The sequence below is a fragment of the Compostibacillus humi genome (genome assembly GCF_014637175.1).
Taxonomy (GTDB): domain Bacteria; phylum Bacillota; class Bacilli; order Bacillales; family Amphibacillaceae; genus Oceanobacillus; species Oceanobacillus humi.
Map to the genome: position 1 here is coordinate 1 of NZ_BMEV01000001.1, position 22,391 is coordinate 22,391.

At 45.2% G+C, this 22,391-nt stretch carries 18 protein-coding genes; 6 read left to right on the plus strand and 12 right to left on the minus strand.

What is annotated here, in order from left to right:
- The first annotated feature begins 725 nt into the window (after positions 1-725).
- Positions 726-2,807 carry a sigma-54 interaction domain-containing protein gene (locus tag IEV18_RS00005; RefSeq protein WP_188390306.1) on the plus strand — a complete coding sequence of 694 codons (2,082 nt, stop codon included), beginning with the start codon at positions 726-728 and terminating at the stop codon, positions 2,805-2,807.
- A gap of 69 nt (positions 2,808-2,876) precedes the next feature.
- Here IEV18_RS00005 and pepV read toward each other — a convergent pair whose 3' ends face one another.
- Positions 2,877-4,271: a dipeptidase PepV gene (pepV, locus tag IEV18_RS00010; RefSeq protein WP_188390307.1), complete on the minus strand. Its 1,395-nt coding sequence runs from the start codon at positions 4,269-4,271 to the stop codon at positions 2,877-2,879.
- Positions 4,272-4,540: 269 nt separating this feature from the next.
- Between pepV and IEV18_RS00015 the strand changes: the two genes are divergently transcribed.
- The 5 genes from IEV18_RS00015 (at position 4,541) to IEV18_RS17500 (ending at position 11,243) form a co-directional block, all read left to right on the plus strand.
- Positions 4,541-6,184, plus strand: a complete 1,644-nt coding sequence (locus IEV18_RS00015) for a peptide ABC transporter substrate-binding protein (RefSeq protein WP_188390308.1) — start codon at positions 4,541-4,543, stop codon at positions 6,182-6,184.
- Between the two features lie 125 nt (positions 6,185-6,309).
- Entirely contained in the window at positions 6,310-7,242 is a 933-nt protein-coding gene (locus IEV18_RS00020; RefSeq protein ID WP_188390309.1) for an ABC transporter permease, read from the plus strand.
- A gap of 6 nt (positions 7,243-7,248) precedes the next feature.
- A complete protein-coding gene (locus IEV18_RS00025; RefSeq protein ID WP_188390310.1) occupies positions 7,249-8,199 on the plus strand; it encodes an ABC transporter permease in 951 nt (316 codons plus the stop codon).
- A gap of 25 nt (positions 8,200-8,224) precedes the next feature.
- Positions 8,225-9,286: an asparaginase gene (locus IEV18_RS00030; RefSeq protein WP_188390311.1), complete on the plus strand. Its 1,062-nt coding sequence runs from the start codon at positions 8,225-8,227 to the stop codon at positions 9,284-9,286.
- Positions 9,264-11,243 (plus strand): ABC transporter ATP-binding protein, encoded by a 1,980-nt coding sequence (locus IEV18_RS17500; protein ID WP_188390312.1) that lies wholly within the window; start codon positions 9,264-9,266, stop codon positions 11,241-11,243. Before IEV18_RS00030 ends, IEV18_RS17500 begins: the two co-directional genes overlap by 23 nt.
- Before the next feature lie 202 nt (positions 11,244-11,445).
- Here the strand turns inward: IEV18_RS17500 and IEV18_RS00040 are convergent, their stop codons facing one another.
- The 11 genes from IEV18_RS00040 to IEV18_RS00090 all read right to left on the minus strand — a co-directional run bounded on the left by IEV18_RS00040 (position 11,446) and on the right by IEV18_RS00090 (position 22,245).
- Complete coding sequence (locus tag IEV18_RS00040; protein WP_188390313.1) at positions 11,446-12,273, minus strand: HpcH/HpaI aldolase/citrate lyase family protein; 828 nt, start codon at positions 12,271-12,273, stop codon at positions 11,446-11,448.
- A 23-nt stretch (positions 12,274-12,296) separates the two neighbouring features.
- A complete protein-coding gene (locus IEV18_RS00045) occupies positions 12,297-13,487 on the minus strand; it encodes a CaiB/BaiF CoA transferase family protein (protein WP_188390314.1) in 1,191 nt (396 codons plus the stop codon).
- Between the two features lie 78 nt (positions 13,488-13,565).
- Complete coding sequence (locus IEV18_RS00050; protein WP_188390315.1) at positions 13,566-14,234, minus strand: GntR family transcriptional regulator; 669 nt, start codon at positions 14,232-14,234, stop codon at positions 13,566-13,568.
- Between the two features lie 83 nt (positions 14,235-14,317).
- Positions 14,318-14,866, minus strand: coding sequence for a Fe-S-containing hydro-lyase (locus IEV18_RS00055; protein ID WP_188390316.1), 549 nt, complete (start codon positions 14,864-14,866; stop codon positions 14,318-14,320).
- 24 nt (positions 14,867-14,890) lie between these two features.
- Positions 14,891-15,733, minus strand: a complete 843-nt coding sequence (locus IEV18_RS00060) for a fumarate hydratase (protein WP_188390317.1) — start codon at positions 15,731-15,733, stop codon at positions 14,891-14,893.
- A gap of 42 nt (positions 15,734-15,775) precedes the next feature.
- Positions 15,776-16,255, minus strand: coding sequence for a PaaI family thioesterase (locus IEV18_RS00065; RefSeq protein ID WP_188390318.1), 480 nt, complete (start codon positions 16,253-16,255; stop codon positions 15,776-15,778).
- Positions 16,256-16,264: 9 nt separating this feature from the next.
- Positions 16,265-17,632 carry an MmgE/PrpD family protein gene (locus tag IEV18_RS00070; RefSeq protein WP_188390319.1) on the minus strand — a complete coding sequence of 456 codons (1,368 nt, stop codon included), beginning with the start codon at positions 17,630-17,632 and terminating at the stop codon, positions 16,265-16,267.
- A 49-nt stretch (positions 17,633-17,681) separates the two neighbouring features.
- The gene (locus IEV18_RS00075) at positions 17,682-18,860 is read right to left on the minus strand and encodes an acyl-CoA dehydrogenase family protein (RefSeq protein ID WP_229733491.1); all 1,179 of its coding nucleotides are present in this window, start codon (positions 18,858-18,860) and stop codon (positions 17,682-17,684) included.
- Between the two features lie 15 nt (positions 18,861-18,875).
- A complete protein-coding gene (locus IEV18_RS00080) occupies positions 18,876-19,670 on the minus strand; it encodes an enoyl-CoA hydratase-related protein (RefSeq protein WP_188390320.1) in 795 nt (264 codons plus the stop codon).
- 11 nt (positions 19,671-19,681) lie between these two features.
- Positions 19,682-20,599 (minus strand): hydroxymethylglutaryl-CoA lyase, encoded by a 918-nt coding sequence (locus IEV18_RS00085; RefSeq protein WP_188390321.1) that lies wholly within the window; start codon positions 20,597-20,599, stop codon positions 19,682-19,684.
- 200 nt (positions 20,600-20,799) lie between these two features.
- On the minus strand, positions 20,800-22,245 hold the full coding sequence (locus IEV18_RS00090) for an SLC13 family permease (RefSeq protein ID WP_188390322.1): 1,446 nt from the start codon (positions 22,243-22,245) through the stop codon (positions 20,800-20,802).
- Positions 22,246-22,391: the final 146 nt, after the last annotated feature.

Consider the following 22,391-nt stretch of genomic DNA (forward strand, 5'->3'; position numbering starts at 1 on the left):
CACTGAGACAAGAATATTTTGATAAATACTTTGTAATTCCCTAAATAAACCTTGTTCTATTTCTTTTAATGTCGGTAAATTATTGGTATCATTAATCATGAGGACTCCTCCTTTTTAGTTTTCTACACAAAAACTATTATATCAAAGGGGAGAGTCCTCCTTCTTTTTTTCATTAAATCGTTAGAAAATTGTAATTATAGACCCGTAAACATTTTACTCATACAGAATATTGTTTATGTCAAACTTTTCTCGGCAACCTTCTCACACCAGTATTTCCGGCATTCTATTTTTGTATGTTTTTTTGGCTTTTATATCTCGTACTTTATCCAAATAATCAAACGCGCGTTGATTGCCGCTCCGGTAATATACTCCGTTTTCCGCGGGCGAATGGTGAGTCTCCCATGCTGCGCACTCCAGGGTCTCACCGATGCCCCCCGCCGGGTATAGTATCATCTTTCACGCCAATGGAAGGACGTGTTGTGTGTCGGAGATTGGAAGACATTCGTATCAACATGATTCTATGGATGAATCTCACTCCACCAAAAGCGAATTAGATTTCCCTTTCATCTTTTCTTTCAACGGTCCAACCTTCAACCGTTTCTGGTTCACAATCATACGAATCAAATTTAGTGCACTTGTATGAAAAATCAAAATCTTTCCCCACGTCTCTGTGGAAAAAGTAGAAAGTGCTATAATGAATTTAAGAACTGAGGGGGAGACGGAACATGAAAGATAAGCCAGAGGTATTAGTGATCACACATCGTCATACGTCATTACAAACGATTTTGGAACAGTTGGAAGATGTCGGGTTTGTGGAGCATTGTAATGTTGGAGGTGTTTTGGTTGATGACATGTCCGATAAAAAAGATTATCGTCCGAATTTGATTTTGACGACGAGTCAAGTTGTTTATAACATGGCTAAAGATTTTATCTCAGATGATATCCCATATATCATTGCAAAACGTTCGATAAACTTTGCGAGAATTAAGCCATTACTTTCACTTCCAAAAGGTTCACGGATTTATGTTGTAAATGACATGAAAGATTCTGCCGAAGAGGCAATTGAAACGTTGCTGGAAGTTGGAATTGTTCATGATTACATTCCGTACTACGGGCAAGAAGATTTAGATCCGACCGTTTCAATTGCGATTACTCCCGGTGAAATTGATATGGTGCCTCATTTGATTAAAACAAAGATAGATATCGGCAATCGACTACTCGATATGTCGACGTTATATGAAATATATGAATTCTTCGGAATCTCAACATTTGAATCGAATAATCAACTTTCAGCGAAATATATCCAATCGATCATATCTTTGATGAAAGAATTGAATGTGGAGATTATCCAGTCCCAAGGTTTACAGAAAAGTATTGAAGGCATCGTAGACCAAATCGAGGAAGGAATCATTGTATATGACCAATGCAATCAAATCATTTCTATTAATATGCAAGCACTAAAACTGTTGAATCGTTCCTATATCGATTTGATAAGTAAGGATATTAGCCGACTTCCTAAAAATTTCTACCAAGCATTCATGAAAGTGGAAATGGAAAAAGAAAATTTCATAGATATTGAAGATGAATCGTTTTATATTCGCAAAAGGCGAATATTTGTAGGTGCGAAGGTGTTCGCAACGATCATATTGTTTGACAAAATGAATCGCATTAAAAGCATCGAAACGGAATATCGGAAAAAAGGTAGAAAAAAAGGATTCGTGTCAAAACATACGTTTTCAGACATCAAGACAAATTCACCGGAAATGTTGTCATTGATCGAAAAAGCCAAAAAACTTGCTGTGAGCGATTCGACCATTTTCATTTATGGGGAAACGGGGACAGGTAAAGAAGTGATGGCCCAGGCGATTCATAACGCTTCCGATCGAAGCGATGGTCCATTTGTAGCGGTAAATTTGGCAGCTATTCCAGAATCTTTAGTGGAAAGTGAATTGTTTGGTTATGAAAAAGGAGCATTTACGGGAGCTAGTCAAACGGGGAATATGGGACTGTTCGAACGTGGTCATAACGGGACCGTATTTTTAGATGAAATCGGTGATGCGTCTCCGATTATACAAAATCGTTTATTACGTGTCCTTCAAGAAAGAGAAGTGCAACGTGTCGGTGGTGGACAACCGATACCTGTGGAAGTGCGGATTATTGCCGCAACAAATAAGGATTTACAGGAACTGGTCAAAGAAAAAAAGTTCCGTGAAGATTTATACTACCGTTTAAATGTCCTCCCAATCACTCTGATACCCCTTCGGAAACGAAAAGAAGACATTTTACTATTGTCAGAGTTGTTTGCTAAAGAATTTGAAGAGAAGTTACAGCGGAACAGTCTTCGATTCTCACAAGAAGCGATAGAAGCCATGCTGAACTATGACTGGCCAGGGAATGTACGAGAATTAAGAAATACGATTGAATACTTGGCGCACGTTTGTGAGGGAGAAGTGACCAAGGAGGCATTGCCTGCTACGATATTGGAGCATCAAGATTCATCCGCCATATCATTAAAACAAGAGGAAATAATTTATAATACATTGGATGCGAAGGGTTTTATCCATGATTGTCATCAAATTTTAACGGTTTTACAGAAAATTGGCCATAGAGGAATAGGTCGGATGGGTTTATTGAAGTTGTTGAAAAAAAACAACCAAACACTTTCAGAACAAAAATTGCGTTATCGTCTTGAGATTCTTGCTGATATGGACCTGATTGATGTGGGGAGAGGCAGAAGAGGTACGACAATAAACGAAAAAGGAATGAACTTTTTACGTTATCTGGAAAATAAATCCGTTATTACTTAAAAAAGCGGTTGCCCGAAATTCCCTTTTTTCATGTAGGGGATGTTCCATGGGCAACCTCGATGATTATAGTTATAGATTCGCCAATCGTGATAGGGCTTCAGCATAAATGATGGCGGCTTTTCTCAGGCCATCCAGCTCAGCATATTCGTCTACTTGATGAGCGGTATTTTCTTTGCCGGGAAACACGGCTCCATAGGCAACCCCGTTCGATAGGAATCTGGCATAGGTCGCTCCACCTGTTGAAAGAAGGGTTGCATCATTTTCTGTGACTTCATGATAAGCCTCTTGTAATGCTTTTATTCCTTCGTGATCCGCTTCCACATAGTGTGGTTCCCTCGTGCGAATATCGGTGATGTTCCAACCTTTTTGACTAGCCAGCGACTCCAATTGTTCAATGATTCGTTTATAAGGTGTTTCTACAGGGCAGCGGATGTTGAGTGAGATTTTCCCACCATGCTTTTCCGTATATTGGAAAATCCCTGCATTGACGGTGAGTTTGCCAGTGATCGAGTCTGCAAAGTCAATCCCGAGATTTTCTCCATAAAAATCATTTTTTAAATAAGAATGTATGAACGTCAAATATGGGTGGAATTGTAATTCATCTATGGAAAGTAGGGAACTTGCAAGAGAAAATGCTGCATTCTCACCATTGAAAGGTTCCATCCCATGAGCGGACACCCCCTGTGTCTGAATAGAGAAAGTTCTCTCATCTAATTGGCTGGCAGACATTTTTGCATTCGATTGTTCCATCTGTTTGATTTTTTTTATTTGATCAGCTGAAAATGTTCCTTTAATAATAGCGGTCGCAGAATCAGGAACCATATTCCCTCTTTCACCTGAAGTAAATGACACTAAACGTACATCGCCACTTGAATATGGTTTACAATTCAATTGAAGGTTAATCTGACCTTTTTCCGCGTGAATTATCGGAAATTCTGCATCCGGTGCAAATCCAAATAATGCCTCCGGTTCATTTTCCACATAAGTCTTCATACAGCTCATTCCGCTTTCTTCGTTTGTTCCAATTATCAAGCGAATACGATGCTTCATCGAGATACCAGCTGTTTTCAACATTTTCAAAGCATACCAAGCAGCCATAGTAGGACCTTTATCATCGATGGCACCACGAGCATATATCCGATTATCTTTAATTTGAGGATCAAAAGGGTCATTTGTCCATTCGCCGGACGCCGGCACAACATCTACATGACATAATACTGCAATGTAGTCTTCCGCATCTTCCGGCCCGAATTCCATGTAACCATAATAACCGTTATGTTGGTAGGTTGATAGTCCTTCCATTTCTCCTAGTCGAAGCATAAACTCGAGTGCCCGTTGCACTTCTTTTCCGAACGGTTGATTGATGTCACTTGAATCAGCGTCCATGACACTTGGAATGGATAGTAAGAATGATAAATCTTTGCAAAATTCTTCCTCATTGAAGAGGTCTTCCCATTTATTCATGTATATTTTCCTCCTTTTACTATTCCGTTATCTAAAAGTTAACAAACGATAGATCCCTTTCAATAATCATTTAGCAAAAAGCATGCCAAGCCAAACGTTGGAATCGTCAACCTTCCACGAAAAATAGGTTGCTTTCTAGGTTGTTTGTTTTTGCCTTTAAACCTCACAAAATGACCTGTTTATTTGGTTATTCAAATATTCATAGTGTTTTAAAATTGGCATGAATTTTGCTTTATAATTGTTGAATATGAAAAAGGGGGAATTTTTACATGAAAAGGAATTTTTGGAAGAAGTGGGGTATACTATTCGTTTTAGTTTTACTCCTATCAGCTTGCGGCTTTTCTAAAAGCTCAGAATCGAGTTCTTCTCAGAGTGAATCGGATAGAAGTGGAAAGAAAGTACTCAATTTAAGTCTGGAAAATGATATTCCGGATTTGAACCAAGTAACAACGACGGATGGAATTTCTTTTGACATTTTAAATAACGTGATGGAAGGTCTTTATCGCTTGGATGCCGATAATAATCCACAGCCAGCAATGGCAGAAAGTGTCGATATTTCCGATGATAAATTGACGTACACTTTTCATTTAAGGGACGGTATCAAGTGGAGTAACGGAGAAGAAGTGACAGCTCATGACTTCGTATTCTCTTGGTTACGTGCTCTACATCCTGACACTGCCGGCTCTTATTCGTTCATCATTTCGGATTACATTAAAGGTGCGGAAGCATATGCGAATGGAGAGGCGACAGAGGAGGAAGTCGGTATAAAAGCATTGAACGATAAAACATTGATTGTGGAATTAAACGATCCTACACCATTTTTCCTTGGTCTTACTGCATTTGCCACTTACTTCCCGTTGAATGAAGACTTTATCAATGAAGTGGGTGATCAATTTGCTCTTGATCACGAATCCATCTTATACAACGGTCCATTTGTTCTTACGGAGTACGACCAGGCGGTGGGCGTGAAGATGGAGAAAAATGAACATTATTGGGACATTGAAAACGTGGAAGTGGATGAAATCAGTATGAGAGTCATTAAAGAAAAAAGCACTGAACTGAACCTCTATGAATCTGGCGAACTGGATCGCATTACGTTGTCTTCTAATGATGTGGATGAATTTAGAGATAGTGAAGAATATGGTACAGTAACTGAATTCACGTCATGGTACTTACAATTCAACCTTGGAAAGGAACCATTTGACAATTTTAATATCCGTAAAGCGTTCCAACTTGCTTATGATCCGAAATTATTGGCTACAAACGTGTTGAATAATGGTTCTGAACCGGCTTATTCTTTGCTTCCTCCTGGCATGCATGGTGTTGATGGCCAACCATTCCGTGATCTTGCAGGGGAGGTCATTGAACCGGATTTTGAAAAAGCGAAAGAATACTTAGAAAAAGGTTTGGAAGAAATCGGTGGGGAATTGCCGCCAATCGAACTGCTGACAGCGGATGATACGGTTGCTAAAGATACTGCGACATTTGTCCAATCTCAACTCAAAGAAAATCTTGGGGTTGATGTTTCCATTGTCACCAAACCATACAGTGGCCGTTTGGATTCCATGCGTGAAGATGATTATCAATTTGTAATCTCCAAATGGGGTGCTGATTATAACGATGCGATGACATACCTTGCTCTATGGGTTGGAGAACCGGCTATACCATTTAGAGGGAATTACCATAATCCGGAATACATGAATCTCGTATACAAAGCACAAGAAGAAAAAGACGAGCATAAACGGATTGAGATGCTCATGGAGGCAGAACGGATTTTGCTCGAGGAGGATGCCGTATTAGGTCCACTTTACTATGAAGGGTCTGCATATTTGCAAAAGAGTTATATCAAGAATCTCGTTTTACATCCGTATGGTGCACGTCTCGATCTTAAATATGTGACATTTGACGAATGATGATGGATAAGACTCTGAAATAAATAAGATTGTCCCTGGTTTAGCACACTTTACTGGGGGCAATTCAACATATTTTCTGATCAATCTACAGCCAAACAGATCGAATTTGAAGGAGGTGGGGGAACATGAAAAAATTCATTCTGGTCAGGGTGGTCAATATTTTGATTACTCTTCTTATAATTGCCACACTAACCTTCTTTCTTATGAAAACATTACCAGGCTCTCCATTTGACGAGGAAAAGTTAGCGGATTTGACAGAAGAAGCACGGATGGAATTCCTGGCAAGATACGGCCTCGATGAGCCTGTCCATGTTCAATATTTTAAATATATGGCGAATCTTGCTAAAGGCGATTTAGGATTGTCGTACTACTATAAGGAGCAACCGGTAAGTTCCATCATTTTGGAACGGATTGGCCCTTCCGCATTGATTGGTTTTCAAGCCGTCGTACTGGGATTGTCGATTGGAATCATCTTAGGAATGATTGCGGCATTCCGACATAACACGGTATGGGATTACTTTACCATGATTATTGCGGTGCTAGGAGTATCCATTCCGAACTTTGTCTTGGCGGCGTTCCTTCAGTTTTATGTCGGATTGAAAATGGGAATTTTACCAGTGGCGTATTGGGAAAGTTATGATCATTCCATTTTGCCAACTATTGCCTTGACGGTTGGGGTCATTGCGCAGATTGCTAGATTCATGAGAAATGAAATGCTTGAAGTATTGCAACAGGATTATATCATGACTGCCCAAGCAAAGGGGTTAGGAGATTGGGTTGTGATGATTCGACATGCAATCAGAAATGCACTGATACCTATTGTAACGATCTTAGGCCCAATTGTTGTCAGCTTGATGACGGGCTCCCTAGTCATTGAGAGTATCTTCAGCATCCCAGGTATTGGCAGTTTGTTTGTAGATTCGATTAAAATGAACGACTATACAACCATCATGGGGCTGACGTTATTCTATAGTGCCTTTTTTATACTCGCTATACTTATCGTTGACATCTTGTATGGAATTATCGATCCACGGATTCGAGTTCATGGAAAGGGGTGATTACCTATGAAAGAACAAACCAAACAACTAGAGGAGCAGCATGAGATTTTTCCTGATGAGATGTTTGAAATAGTCGGAAGGAAAGAAGACGAGAGTGAAAAGATCAACAAACCTGTATTGTCCAACTGGCAGGATGGTTGGTTGCGTTTGAAACAAAATAAGGCGGCCATCGTCAGTCTGTTTGTCATTTTTATCATTGTCTTTCTATCATTTGTCGGTCCATATTTTAATGAATACAGCTATGATCAGACTGATTATGACAATGTCTATTCGGAGCCAAGCAAAGAACATTGGCTTGGAACGGATAAGTTCGGACGCGATCAATGGACAAGGTTATGGGAAGGTACAAGGATATCCTTATATATCGCCGTTCTTGCTGCTGTTTTGGATATTATGATAGGTATCACCTATGGAGCCATTTCTGCTTGGAAGGGTGGTAGGGTCGATAATATCATGCAGCGGATTATAGAAGTTTTGGTGGGAATCCCAAATCTAATCATTATCATCCTGCTCATCATGTGGATGTCCCCAGGTATCATGACGATTATGCTTGCAATGGTCATTACTGGTTGGGTGAACATGGCGCGATTAGTACGTGGTCAAGTTTTCAAGTTGAAGACACAAGAATATGTTTTGGCATCCAGAGCTTTAGGGGCAAGTACTTCTCGCATTATTTTAGGGCATATGCTACCAAATACATTTGGCATCATTATCATTAACCTGATGTTTACGATACCAAGTGCCATTTTTACGGAAGCATTTTTGAGTTTTATCGGTTTGGGACTTCAGGAACCACTCGCTTCACTCGGAGTGCTCATTAATGATGGATACCATGCGATGCGTAATCAATTCTACTTGCTCGCTTATCCTGCCATCGTCATTGTGGCACTTATGGTGAGTTTCAATTTGCTCGCAGACGGCTTACGAGATGCATTTGATCCGAGGATGAGAAAGTGATAGGGATAGAAGGGATTGAGAATTCATGAATTTTACTACGAAACCAATTCAAGTATATCGAGGAGATTATGTAGAAAGTACCCACGATGTACATATTGCAGTTGTATCACCCGAAGGTAAGTTGATTGCCTATTATGGGGATACAAACCGGTTGACATTTGCAAGAAGTTCAATGAAACCATTGCAAGCTGTGCCAGTTGTGGAATCAGGCGCGATGGAAGAATATCAATTGACCGATCGTGAATTGTCTCTATTTTGTGCAAGTCATAGCGGTGAGCCGATTCATCGCAAAACGGTCGCCAAAGTGTTGGAAAAATTAAGTTTAAATGAAAACCATTTACAATGCGGCACACATATCCCGAGAGATTTGGACAGTTATCATAAGTTGATTAAAGCTGGAAAATCATTGACTCCATTGTTCAGTAATTGTTCGGGGAAGCATAGTGGCATGCTTGCTGGTTGTGTCAAACAAGGCTTTGAACTAAACACGTACCGGGAATTGACCCATCCCTACCAGCAACAAATCATTGATGTCATTGCTGATGTGAGCAACTTCCCTCGAGAAGAAATCACGACTTCTACGGATGGTTGCGGCGTACCGGTGCATCGTATCCCGCTATATAATTTGGCACTAGCGTTTAGTAGAATTGCTGCACCGAATGAGTGGATAAAAGGCTCGGAAAAACGCAAAGCTGCTCTAAAGCGGATAGGTGGTGCGATGTCCACTTATCCAATCATGGTAGCAGGCACCAAGCGCTTCGACACGGATTTAATGGAAGCATTTAATGGTCGGATTGTAGCAAAAGGTGGAGCTGAAGGTGTCCATTGTTTTGCGGACAAAGAGACAGGAATCGGTGTTGCTATCAAGGTCGATGATGGTAATGCAAGAGCAACTTCTGTCGCATCTATGGAGGTATTGAAGCAGTTACAGATTGGGACGCCAGCAATTTGGAAGCAACTGGATGAGTATAGCGAGGCACCAATATTAAATGCTCGCGAAGAAAAAGTTGGAGTCATTAAAGCTTCATTTGAACTAAATTACTTAACACAAAGAGGGATCGGAAATGGCACCGTTATTATCAATTAAGAATCTGCATGTTTCTTTTCACACATATGCAGGAAAAGTACATGCTGTCAGAGGTATAGACTTGACGGTTGAAAGAGGCGAAACGCTTGCTATCGTTGGGGAATCAGGTTCTGGCAAATCGGTCACTTCCAAAGCAATCTTCGGATTATTGCCGAAGCATAATGCTTCCATCGAGCACGGTGAAATCTGGTTTGATGGTCAAGATCTTTTAACATTAAATAAAAAAGAAATGCAACGTATCCGAGGTTCAGAAATTGGTGTTGTTTTTCAGGATCCAATGACTGCATTAAACCCAACAATGAAAGTAGGAAAACAAGTTGTAGAAGGTGCGATGAAACATCGGAAATTGTCAAAAAAGGAAGCATATGATTTAGCGATTGAATTATTCGAGTTGGTTGGAATACCTAATCCAGAGGTACGTATTCATCAGTATCCACACGAGTTTTCCGGTGGAATGCGCCAGCGTGTTGTCATTGCCATGGCATTAGCTTGTAAACCAAAACTGCTCATTGCGGATGAACCGACAACAGCACTAGATGTCACCATCCAAGCTCAGATTTTGGATTTATTGCGGGAAATTCAACAAAAAACCGGGACAGCAATCATCTTTATTACACACGACTTAGGAGTTGTTGCGAATATTGCCGATTCAGTTGCCGTCATGTATGCTGGAAAAATTGTAGAGAAAGGAAAAGTGGAGGAAATTTTTCATGAACCCATTCATCCATATACTTGGGGGTTAATACAGTCAGTTCCGAATATGGAAACGAAGGGCAAATTATATGCGATTCCAGGCAGCCCCCCGGATTTACTAAAACCTCCAAAAGGGGATGCATTTGCACCTAGAAATGAATACGCGTTGGCTATTGATTATGAAAAACAACCACCTACTTATCAAGTCAGCGACACTCATTTCGCCGCTACATGGTTGTTGCATCCACAGGCTCCTAAAATCAACTATCAGAAAAAGATAGCGGAACAATTGCATGACGAAGAAGACAATAAAGTTAAAGACAATGACGTTTTGTTGAAGGTCAATAATTTAAAAAAGTATTTTAATCTTCCGTCAAAACAAGTATTGAAGGCAGTGGATGGAGTTAATATCGAAATTAAAAAAGGAGAAACTTTCGGACTAGTCGGTGAATCAGGTTGTGGAAAGTCCACGACAGGTCGAACGATTATCGGGCTTTATGAACCGACTGAAGGGGATATCATATATGATAATCAGCCAGTTAATGAAAGGAATCGAGGAGCTTTCCACCAAAAAATTCAAATGATCTTTCAAGATCCTTACGCTTCGCTCAATCCAAGAAAAAAGGTGGAAGACATTATAGCTGAAGGTTTAGACATTCATGGTTTAGTACAAAACAAGCAGGAGCGGCAGGAGAGAGTACAGCAATTACTGGAAGCCGTCGGTCTACAACCTGATCATGCACAGCGATTTCCGCATGAATTTTCTGGTGGACAGCGTCAACGGATCGGGATTGCCCGTGCGCTTGCAGTTGAACCAGAATTAATTATTGCGGATGAACCGATTTCTGCTTTGGATGTTTCGATTCAAGCACAAGTCGTCAACTTGCTTAAAGATTTGCAGAAAGAAAGAGAATTAACATATCTTTTCATAGCGCATGATTTATCGATGGTTAAATACATTAGCAATCGGATTGGTGTCATGTACTTGGGAGTCATTGTTGAAATGGCAGAAGCAGATGAATTGTACAAAAATCCGCTCCATCCATATACACAAGCACTGTTGTCCTCTGTACCTCTACCAGATCCACATGTAGAAAAAACAAGAGAGAGGATTATTTTAGAGGGAGGTTTACCAAGTCCAGTAGACCCACCACGTGGATGCCGCTTCAGAACTAGATGTCCTCTTGCAACAGAAAAGTGTTTAGAAGCTCCACAATGGCGAGAAGCGGAGAAGGGTCACTGGGTAGCATGTCATTATGCATGAAACTAAAAAGGTTCCAGTTATCTATTTTTGATAATTGGAACCTTTTGTTTTGTCATTTAAATCGAATATGGTTAGTAAATGACCTTTTTATTTTAGAATGTATCCAAATACTAGGATCTTTGATGACATAATCAAAGTGTACACCAGTATCCGTTTACCGACAAAATATTTGTTACTTCTGAAAGCAATACGCGTGCTCAATTTACCGCTCTCTTAATACTCTTTTTGCTCTCCTATATACCGGCTCGTCGATCATTTGTCCGTCCAGCTGGATTGCTGCCTTTCCTTCTCTTTTTGCCTGTTCAAAGGCGCTCACTACCGCCTCTGCCCAGGCCATTTCCTCTTCCGCCGGAGACAGCGCCTGCTGTACTGGATCGATTTGTTTCGGATGGATGCACAGCTTGGCAAACATGCCTAGCTGCTTCGCTATGTTTGTTTCCCGGCGCAGTCCTTCCAGATCATGAATATTTACAAAGACGGTGTCGATAGGGCTTGGAAGTCCGTAAGCTTTCGAAGCAACGACGAGGGCGGAACGGGGATAGATGAGCTCCGTTTCCTCCTCGGTTACGTCGATGCCCAATTCAAGGCAGTAATCCATGGCCCCGAAAGCGAGGCGGTAAACTTGTTGTGAGGAGGCGACGATGGCAGGAGCTTTCAGCACTCCTTTCGCCGATTCAATCAATGGGATAATTCGCTGGGATGCCTGCAGTTCCATTGCAACGGTCTGAATTTCTTCTGCTCCTTCTGCTTTCGGCACCATGATTCCGAGTTCCGGATATTCACGAACGAACTGGACGTCTTCCTCCCACCAGACAGTCGAAAGCCTGTTCATGCGAACGTAAATCGGCTTCTTGCTGGAAGGGTTGTTTTCCAGGAAAAGACGGATCTGTTCCCGGGCCGCATCTTTTCGCTTCTCTTCCACTGCATCTTCCAGGTCAATGATTACCGCATCTGCCGGGCTTTCCATTGCTTTTTGAAAGCGCTCCGGACGGTCGCCCGGCACAAATAAGTACGTCTTCTCTCCGTGCAACATACTCTGCTCCTTTCATTTCCTTATGCCTGGATGACTCCTCGTTCCTCTAGCTTTCTGATTTCTTCTTCTTTTAAGCCGAGCTCATGCAAAATGTCCGCCGTATCTTCCCCGAGCTTCGGCGGAGATTTTTTAATTTCCAGCGGCGTATCTGACATCTGTACCGGGAGCCGTGGCAGTTTTAACTCTTTAATGTTGTCATGGGGCACCGATACGAGCATCTCCGTACTTTCCAGCTGCGGGTCGTCAAGGACTTGGGAAATCCGCTGGATCACCGAACTTGGGATGCCTCCTGCCTCCAGCTTTTCTATCCAGTTTTTTGCCGTATCTTTCCGAAACTCATCCTCCAGCAGTTCATTCAGTACTTTCCGGTTTTTTACCCGGTCCGGGTTCGTTCGGAAACGGGGGTCCCGGGTCCATTCTTCTTTGCCGACGACGTTACAAAGCTTTTGGAACAGAGAATCGTTGGAAATGCCGATCATAATCGGGTCATCTTTTGTCGCAAAATCGCCGTAAGGAGCAAAGGCCGCATGATTCGAGCCCATCTTTTTCGGCTCTTCTCCCGTAGCCATATAGGAAAGCAAATGATATCCGGTCCAGAACACTCCCGTTTCATATAAAGACGTTTCCACCTTTTGCCCTTTGCCCGTCTCTTTTCGATGGTACAGCGCAGAAACGACGCCGAGGGCTCCCCACATAGCGCTACCCTGGTCTAATATCGACACTGCCGCCCGGGCAACTCCGCCTTCTTCCGTTCCGTTTATCCCCATAATTCCCGTATCCGCCTGCAAAATCGCATCATAGCCGGGCTTATGCCGTTTTTCTCCTGACTGTCCATAGGCAGACAAAGAACAATAAATTAGGGATTCATTGATTTCTTTCAGTTTCTCATAGCCAAAGCCTAAACTGTCCGCTTTGCCGTAGCGGAAATTTTCGACAAAAACATCCGCATTTTCGACGAGTCGGTAAACGATGTTTTTGCCTTCCTCTTCTTTTAAATTGATGACGATGGAGCGCTTATTCCGGTTAATATGCAAATAATAGACTCCGTCTCCTTCCCATAAGGGCCCCATCCTGCGGGCATCGTCCCCGATATTCGGCCGTTCAATTTTAATCACTTCCGCTCCCAGATCAGCGAGAATCATCGTTAAACTGGGACCGGAAATATTCGTCGTTATGTCAACGACCTTGACTCCTTCCAAAGGTCCGCTCATCATTGCCGCTCCTTCCTTTATTAGGATATTGGATACATCCCGTCCAAAGGGGATGAAGCTTCAGCATCCCCTGGGCGTCTAGTTTTCCGTCCGGATGACTTTCAGCAAATTATCCCGGGTGCGCAAAATATGCTTTTCAATCGTTTTCCGCAATTTTTCCGGATTCGTTTCCTTTATATATTTCACCATTAGTTCGTGCTCTTCCTGGGCCTCCTGAAGCTGATTCGATAACAGGCTTGGCGTGTATGGCGGGATCCCTTTCCATAATGTATCTATCATGCTATGGATGCGCCGCCACGGACATCCTCTTCGCAATGCCTGGTGAAATTGGGCATTCAGCTTCGTATATTGCTCCACATCCTGTTCGTTATTTCCTAAGGCAGACATTTTTTCCAGCAAACATTCCAGCTCTTCGATGTCTTCCTCCTCTAAATACGGCAAGGAACGGACGGCCGCTTCCCCTTCGAGCAAAGCCCGCAGCTGATAAATTTCTTCAATATCTTCAGGAGAAATCGGCGTGACGATAGCTCCCCGCCGCGGCTCAATGCGCACCAAGCCTTCCACTTCCAATTGGCGCAGCGCTTCCCGGATCGGCATCCGGCTGACGCCGAGTTTTGCCGCCCATTCTTCTTGAACGAGCCGGTCGCCCATTTTAAATTCTCCTTTTAAAATAACCTCTCTCAGCTTGCTCGTAACTTTATACTGTAGTGTTGCCCGATCTTGTTCCGATAACAAATATTTTCCCATCCTTCCACCTCCTAAATTGAAATTTTCCTTCCCACGGCTTAGCGACAGGGCCCATTTCCCCGCGCACAGGGGGACAAGAGAGCCTACTGCTGAAACGCGCGGACTCCTTCCTCGTAAAAGTCGCCGCCATATACATCATGGATGACGATGGCAGGGAAATTTTCCACTTCCAGTTTATGAATCGCTTCCGTCCCTAAGTCATGGAAGGCAATGACCTCCACCGACCGGATTGCTTTGGAAATCAAGGCCGCTGCTCCTCCGACCGCTGCAAAATAAACGGCTTCGTGCTCGACAATTGCCTTTTTTACTTCTTCGCTCCGGTAGCCTTTGCCGATCATGCCTTTTAACCCCATTTCAAGAAGGGTTGGGGTATATTTGTCCATCCGGCTGCTCGTTGTCGGACCGGCAGAGCCAATGACTTGCCCAGGTTTTGCCGGCGTCGGACCGACGTAATAAATTACCTGATTTTCGATCGGAAAGGGCAGCGGTTTCCCTTCTTGAATCAGCTCGTACAGGCGCTGATGGGCGGCATCCCGGGCCGTATAGACGGTGCCCGAAAGCAATACCCGGTCCCCTGCGCGCAAATCCTGAATTGCTTGCTTATCCAAAGGCAGCTTTAGTTTTTTTGCCATGGCAAAACCTCACATTCTCCTTTTCTATAACACAACTTCTTTATGACGGTTGGCGTGACAGTTTAAGTTGACGGCTACCGGCAGGGCAGCGATATGGCACGCTTCCACCTCGATTTTTACGTCCAGCGCCGTCGTTGTGCCCCCCATCCCTTGAGGGCCGATGCCGAGTTTATTAATTTCTTCCATTAATTCTATTTCCAGGCTAGCGATATCCGGGTCGGCATGGCGCTTCCCGACCGGGCGGAAAAGGGACTTTTTCGCCAAGTAGGCGCATCGTTCAAAATTGCCGCCGATGCCGACACCGACGACTAACGGCGGGCAGGCATTCGGACCCGCTGCCCGGACGACATCCAAAATATAAGCCTTAATGCCGTCAACGCCGTCCGACGGTTTCAGCATTTTCAAGCCGCTCATATTTTCCGCCCCGCCGCCCTTTGCTGTCATTTTCAGCTTCAGTCGGTCCCCTTCCGTAAATTCCAGATGAACAATCGCCGGGGTGTTGTCGCCGGTATTTTTCCGGCCAATCGGATCCCGGACGACAGAGCTGCGCAAATAGCCGTCCTGATACCCTTTCCGCACCCCTTCATTGATCGCATCCGTCAAACTGCCGCCGGCAATGTGGCAATCCTGCCCGATTTCCACGATAAATACAGCCGTTCCCGTGTCCTGGCACATCGGCATATATTCCCTTGCGGCAATTTCCGCGTTTTCAATCAGCTGGGAAATGATCTCTTTCCCCGTTTCCGATTTCTCTGTCTTTAAAGCTTGATGAAAGGCATTCATCATGTCTTCCCCAAGCTCAAAGTTCGCCTCTTGACACATGGTGGCAACTTTCTCCACAATTTCCTCATACCGGATTACTCGCATGTTGCGTTCCCTTCCTTTGTCCGCCGGAATCTGACATATGTGTCAGTCCCGCTTTAAGTAAAACGTTCCGAAAGCTTTCGCGACGAGCGCGCCTTTGTCATTTTCGATTTCACATTCGGTCACTGCCGTCCGCTTTCCAAGATGAAGCACTTTCGGATAAGCATACAGATACTCGCCTTTTCCGGCTTGAATAAAATTCATTTTCAGTTCCTGGGTGAACACTTTTGCTTCATTGCCTAACAGCCCAATAAGATAATGGCCGAGGGCGATATCCGCCAGGCTGAAAACCGCTCCTCCCTGGGCGACGCCAAACGTATTCTCCGTATGCTTTCCAAGCTTCATCGTAAAAACGTCGCCTTCTTTGCTGATTTGCAAATACCTGCCAAAATAATGGGGATACGGTTTTTCTTCTTTCGTAAACAGTGCATCGAGGAACAATTCCGCATGTTCCAGCTCTTCTTCCGTCAAATGTTTCAGTTTTTCCATTAACGAATCGTATTTCTTCGTCATTTGTCCTTCCATACGCTTCCCCTATTCTGCCATCGGTTCTAATGCAGCAAATGGTGCCATCAGCTGACGAACATCATCGATGTGTTCCAATTCCAGCACCTTTTCTGAAAAATCTTTCGGATGGATCCCTTCTGTTTGACCGGCCATCCGCATAAATTTGCGGACTAAATCCGCTTCGCTTACCGGGTTTTCCGGATCTCCCTTCGGAAAATCCGTTTCTTTTACGATTTCTTCGCCGGACCGCAGTTTCACGACGAGCCGTGCTCCCCATTTTTCCGGATAGGCCCGGTCGATTTCCGGAACACTTGCGACGTGAACCTTTTTCATCACAGCGCGAATCGTTTCATCCCAAAGGGCTTCTTCCGTAAACTGGTCCAGCCCCCCTTCCCCCGTAACAAGGGCCAATGCAGTACAATACTGAAGGCTGAATTTTGCTGCATAGACCGTGTCCGGTTCTTCGTTATCGGTAATATTGATTGCCACTTGATACGTGTTGACGGTGATGCTTTCAACCTCATCCGGCTGAATGTCCCGCTCCTTCTTCAGTTCGATGGCCAAATCCATCGCATGGTGGGTATGGCGGCAGGAAGCGTGGACTTTAAAGGAATTTTCCATAATTTTATGCTGTTTCCCGAGTCCGTCGGTAATTTTCGACACATCATAGTCCTCGCTCATGGCGTTGAAAAAACCCCGCCGTCCTTCTAAAATTTTCTTCGCCCCGGTAAATCCTTTCGCTGCCAACAGCGCACTGATGACTCCGTTCATCGCCGCTTTCCCCGGATGGAGCTGTTTTGACATCGCTCCGTCTTCGATAAACTCCCAGAGGCCGGCTGCTTGGGTTCCCGCACTTCCCAAAGCTTCCACCATCTGTTCTTCATTTAGCCCCAGCAATTTGGCGGCTGCGGCGGCTGCGCCAAATGTTCCGCACGTGGCGGTGTTGTGCCAGTAATAATAATGGGAAGGACTTACCGCTTCGCCGATGCGGTAGCACACTTCGTAACCGGCAACTACGGCTTCAATCAATTCTTTTCCGCTCCGCCCTTTCCATTCGCCAACAGCGAGCGCCGCCGGAATGACAACGGTTGCCGCATGGATGATAGAGGCTTTATGAATATCATCCAGCTCAGAAATATGGCTCGCCGCTCCATTCACAAAAGCCGCATTCATCACCGAAGTGGAGCCGCCGGTCACAACGGCTGCCTGCGGATTTCCGCCCATATCCCGTACCATTGCGTCCATCATTTGTACCGGTTTTGTCGGTGCACCGGAAATGGCGGAGCCGAAATAATCCAAAATGCAAAGTTTCGTAAACGCAATTACTACTTCCGGCAAATCTTCATAGCGGACTGAAACAATGTAGCGGGCTAATGCTTTGCTTAAACCTTCCATCCTCATCCCCCTTTGAAAATATGGATCGCTTGCGGGAACCTAGTTTTTTTTAAAAGGACCTTGGCAGCCCTAAGACGTGCTGGGCGATATAGGAAGTGACAAGATTGTTTGTCACCGGAGCCGTAATGTACAGGCGGGCTTCCCGGAATTTCCGTTCGATGTGGTATTCCTTCGCAAATCCGTAGCCGCCAAAGGTGTTCATCGCCGCATTGGCTGCTTTCCACGTCGCCTCTGTCGCCAGATATTTCGCCATATTCGCCTCTGCGCCGCATGGCAGGCCGTTATCGAACATCATCGCCGCTTTATCCCGCATGAGCCTTGCCGCTTCGATTTCCATGTAGGACTGGGCAATCGGGAACTGTACTCCCTGGTTTTGTCCGATCGGCCGGTTAAAAACGACCCGCTCGTTGGCGTATTGCACCGATTTATCGACAAAATACAGTCCGTCGCCGATGCTTTCCGAGGCGATCAATACCCGCTCCGCATTCATGCCGCTCAATACGTACCGGAACCCTTTTCCTTCTTCTCCGATTAAATTTTCTTCCGGGATTTCCACGTTTTCCAGAAATATTTCCGTCGTCGCATGATTGATCATCGTATCAATCGGCACAATCGAAAGCTTATCTTTCTGGTCTTGCATATCTAAAATAAACAGGCTGATTCCGTCGGTTTTCTTTTTCACCTGTTCCTTCGGCGTCGTTCTTGCGAGAAGCAACATCAGATCCGAATGTTCCGCCCGGGAGATAAAAATTTTCTGGCCGTTCACGATATAGCGGTCGCCCTTTTTCACCGCTGTCGTCTGAATGCTCGTCGTGTCGCTCCCTGCCGTCGGCTCCGTAATCCCGAAGGACTGGAGACGCAATTCGCCGCTCGCTATTTTCGGCAAGTACCGCTGCTTTTGCTCCTCGCTGCCGTGGCGAAGCAGGGCGCCCATCGTATACATTTGCGCATGTCCTGCTCCCGCATTGCCCCCGGAACGGTTAATTTCTTCCAAAATAACGGATGCTTCCATCATGCCCAGGCCGGCGCCGCCATACTCCTCTGGGATAAGCACACTAAGCCAGCCTTCTTCCGTCAATGCCCGGATAAATTCTTCCGGGTATTCGTTTTTTTCATCGGTTTCTTTCCAATACGATTCCGGAAATTTTTCGCATAGCGCCCTCACGCTTTCCCGGATCATTTCCAGCTCTTCCGGGGTGCTTTTCGCCTTTAGCTCTGCCTGTGTCATTTTCTTTTCCTCCTTTTATTTTCCTTGCCAGTTTGGCTCCCGTTTTTCGTTAAATGCCCGGATTCCTTCCAGCCGGTCTTCCGAATTGGCGCACGTGTAATAATGGCTAAGTTCGATTGTGAGTGCGGTGTGAATATCCGTCTGCAAGCCCTGATTGACCGCCTGCTTAATTGCCTTTAAGGAAAGGGGCGCATTTTTGGCAATGTCTCTTGCGATTTCCAGCGCCGTATCCAATAGCTCCTCTTTATCACAGATGGCATTGACAAGCCCTAACTGTAGAGCCCGTTCCGCACTAATATGGCTGCCGCGGTATAGCATTTCTTTCGCCAAGCCGACCGGGATGGTCCGCGGCAATAGCTGGGTTCCGCCGATTCCCGGGATCAGCCCTACTTTTGCTTCCGGGAGTCCCAGTTTGGCATGGTTTGCCGCAATGCGCATATCACAACCTAATGCCAGTTCTAGCCCGCCGCCAAGGGCATAGCCGTTCAGCGCTGCAATGACAGGATACGGAAATTCCCGCAGCAGCTCGGATGCCCGTTCAAAAATGTCATGCTGTTTTTTCCATTCGTCCTTCGACATGCCGTTCCGCTCTTTTAAGTCGGCCCCGACGCAAAAACCGCGGTCGCCGCTTCCGGTAACAATGAGAACGCGAATTTCCTTATTATAAGCAAGTTCTGTAAGGCTTTGGATTAACTCTTTTCCCATTTGGGTGTTCATCGCATTCAAGCTTTCCGGCCGGTTCAGCTCCAAAATAAAAATTCCTTTGTTTGCTTCATTTTGCTGTATCCGAATCGTCTCGTATTCTCCCATGTTCCACCCTCCTACGATGGCACCGGATATTTCCGGTCGTATTTTCCTGCTTTCAGCACACTGCTGGACAGTTCATGGCCGATGATGTCCTTTAGTCTTTTTGATGTTTCCAGCAATTTGTCCAAATCAATTCCTGTTTCGATCCCCATACTATGAAACATATGTACCACATCTTCCGTGCTCACATTGCCCGTTGCCCCCGGTGCAAAAGGACAGCCTCCCAGTCCGCCGAGGGAAGCATCAAAACTCGTGACGCCTGCCTGCAGTCCGGCGAGAATATTGGCAAGGCCCATTCCCCGGGTATCATGGAAGTGCAGATTCCACTTTACGTGCGGAAACTTTTCCTGTAGCTTATTGACGAGGTCGTACACTTGTTTCGGGTTCGCTACTCCCGTCGTATCGGCGAGCGTAATGACATGGGGCTCTAACGGGGCAATACTGGCAATGATGGAAAAAATCCGCTCCTCCGGCACCCGGCCTTCAAAAGGACAGCCAAAACTGGTGGCGATGGAAATATCGAGCTTCATTCCCCGGGCATCACATATTGCTTTGATTTTTTTTACGTTTTCCAGCGATTCTTCGGTCGTTTGTCGAATATTTTGTAAATTATGGGTGTTGCTTGCCGAAAACACGACATTGACCCGGGGCACTCCGGCTTCACTTGCGTTTTCTGCCCCTTTCACGTTCGGAACGAGGGCAACGAAATCCGCAGGACTGTCCTTCAGCCGGGAAAACAATTCGCCGCTGTTTGCCATTTGCGGCACCAGCTTCGGATGGACGAAGGAGCCAAATTCGAGCGACGTCACGCCAGCAAGCATCAGCCCTTCTGCCAATTCCAGTTTTTCCTCCACTGTGAGCAGCTTCTCCTCAAGCTGCAAGCCGTCTCTTAAAAGCACGTCATTCACTTGCACATATGCCGGCAGCTGCACTTTTCCCCCACCTCCTGTTACAGTCTAATCGAAATATTTAGATAATTCTTTCATAAACAGTATATTGTATCCAATATTCAAAGTCAATAAGAAATTAACCCTGCTTCCCTGTTAGGAAGCATCGTGGCTGGCGCCATGACGGAGGCGGGACCTCTGTTTTCCGGCACTCCAACTGCGAACCCTAAAATATCCTTTACCTATTACATCGGCCAAAAGCCGAGCCAGCGCCACCACGTAAAGGCGACAGCGGCAACAATAACAATGCTTGCCACTGTTGCCCAAAATCCCGGGATGTAAAAATCCCGCTGGGCTACCAGTCCCGTTCCGTGGACGATAACATTCGGCATCGTTTCTACAATCAGAATAAAGCCGAACAGCGTCGAGACGGACGACGCAAATACGATGACCATCGGATCCATTCCCGAAAGATTCGCAAGACCAATCAAAACCGGAAGCAGCGTCACGACTGCGGTTGAAACATTTGTCACCCCTAAATGGTACAGATGGGAGACAATGACGACAACTAGGATGGCAAGCCACGGATTGCCAAACGCTTTCAGGACCGCATCCGTTTTCAGCATGCTTGCCAGCAGGTCAATCGCTCCCGTTTCGATAAGCACCATGCCGAGGGAAAGGGTAGCACCAATCAGAAGCACCATATCAAAGTTGACGTTAATAACCTTTTTCCAGGAGACAAAGCCAATCTTCGGCATGGCAAACAGCACGACCGCCAGGAGCGCAGGTACCGTCGGATGAAACCCGTGCAGCGACTGGGTCATCCACAAAAGCACGGTTCCCGTCAAAATGACGATACATTTAATTTCCTTGCCCGTAAGCGGTCCAATCGCGCTTTTCTTTTTCTTCATCTCTTCCTGCAATGAGGCAAAGGAGTAGTCTTCCGGCGGGTACGTTTTCCAGACAATGAACGGGATAGCTGCCATTAGCAGCAGCCAAATCGGAAAGGCGTACAGAAACCAATCGAAATAGGATAAGGTTCTGCCCAAGTAAAGCTGCAAAATTTCGATGGTGAGAATATTGCCGATGGCAGCCGTTAAAATCGCCGTGCCGCTAATATTGCCGGCAAAGGCCGTGCCGATGAGCATTAATTTGCTGAAATTGCTCCCCTTTTTTGCCCCGACTGCCGTGATGACCGATAAAACGACAGGAATGACGAGCTGGGTCCGGACCGCCGTGGCCGGAATGAAAAACGCCTGCACTTGCATCAGCAGAAAAAGTCCGATAAAAATTCCCTTCGGCGACCGGCCCCACTTTGCCAGCAAAGAATACGTAAGCCGGTCCATCAGCGGGGTTTCATTCACCGCTTTGGCGATCATCATTCCGGCGACAATTAAAAAAACCGCCGGCGAGGCAAAACCGCTTAAGGCGACATCGATGGAGACGGCTTTCATTAAAAGCAAAAGCACCAAAGTTAAGATGGAAGTCATGCCGAGAGGAATTGGTTCCAGCGCCCATAACAATAATCCGAAGAGCAGCACCGCAATGGCCGTCCTCGCTTCCCATTCCACCTCCGCCGGCAACAGCAATAATACCGCGAAGAAGCCGGCAGCCGCTAAGGTGAAAGCGAGAACCCGCCGGGAAAAGGAAAATGCTCTTCGCTTTGTTAATTTTTTCGTTTCCTGTTCCATTTTTCATCCTACTTTTTCTTAATTTTGCTTACAGTTGCATTTGTTCTCTTCATTGCCAAAGGAAACTTTTCGACTCCAATGAACACATCGTGAATATAACACGAAGCCCCAGGGCCGTACAGACCCGGAGCCTCCGCATGAAAAAT

Coding starts and splice junctions, on each gene's coding strand:
- IEV18_RS00060 (WP_188390317.1), bottom strand. CDS start 15,733: ATGCGAGTAATCCGGTATGAGGAAATTGTGGAGAAAGTTGCCACCATG.
- pepV (WP_188390307.1), bottom strand. CDS start 4,271: ATGAATAAATGGGAAGACCTCTTCAATGAGGAAGAATTTTGCAAAGAT.
- IEV18_RS00025 (WP_188390310.1), top strand. CDS start 7,249: ATGAAAGAACAAACCAAACAACTAGAGGAGCAGCATGAGATTTTTCCT.
- IEV18_RS00055 (WP_188390316.1), bottom strand. CDS start 14,866: ATGGCAAAAAAACTAAAGCTGCCTTTGGATAAGCAAGCAATTCAGGAT.
- IEV18_RS17500 (WP_188390312.1), top strand. CDS start 9,264: ATGGCACCGTTATTATCAATTAAGAATCTGCATGTTTCTTTTCACACA.
- IEV18_RS00020 (WP_188390309.1), top strand. CDS start 6,310: ATGAAAAAATTCATTCTGGTCAGGGTGGTCAATATTTTGATTACTCTT.
- IEV18_RS00015 (WP_188390308.1), top strand. CDS start 4,541: ATGAAAAGGAATTTTTGGAAGAAGTGGGGTATACTATTCGTTTTAGTT.
- IEV18_RS00050 (WP_188390315.1), bottom strand. CDS start 14,234: ATGGGAAAATATTTGTTATCGGAACAAGATCGGGCAACACTACAGTAT.
- IEV18_RS00090 (WP_188390322.1), bottom strand. CDS start 22,245: ATGGAACAGGAAACGAAAAAATTAACAAAGCGAAGAGCATTTTCCTTT.
- IEV18_RS00080 (WP_188390320.1), bottom strand. CDS start 19,670: ATGGGAGAATACGAGACGATTCGGATACAGCAAAATGAAGCAAACAAA.
- IEV18_RS00005 (WP_188390306.1), top strand. CDS start 726: ATGAAAGATAAGCCAGAGGTATTAGTGATCACACATCGTCATACGTCA.
- IEV18_RS00075 (WP_229733491.1), bottom strand. CDS start 18,860: ATGACACAGGCAGAGCTAAAGGCGAAAAGCACCCCGGAAGAGCTGGAA.
- IEV18_RS00045 (WP_188390314.1), bottom strand. CDS start 13,487: ATGAGCGGACCTTTGGAAGGAGTCAAGGTCGTTGACATAACGACGAAT.
- IEV18_RS00065 (WP_188390318.1), bottom strand. CDS start 16,255: ATGGAAGGACAAATGACGAAGAAATACGATTCGTTAATGGAAAAACTG.
- IEV18_RS00030 (WP_188390311.1), top strand. CDS start 8,225: ATGAATTTTACTACGAAACCAATTCAAGTATATCGAGGAGATTATGTA.
- IEV18_RS00070 (WP_188390319.1), bottom strand. CDS start 17,632: ATGGAAGGTTTAAGCAAAGCATTAGCCCGCTACATTGTTTCAGTCCGC.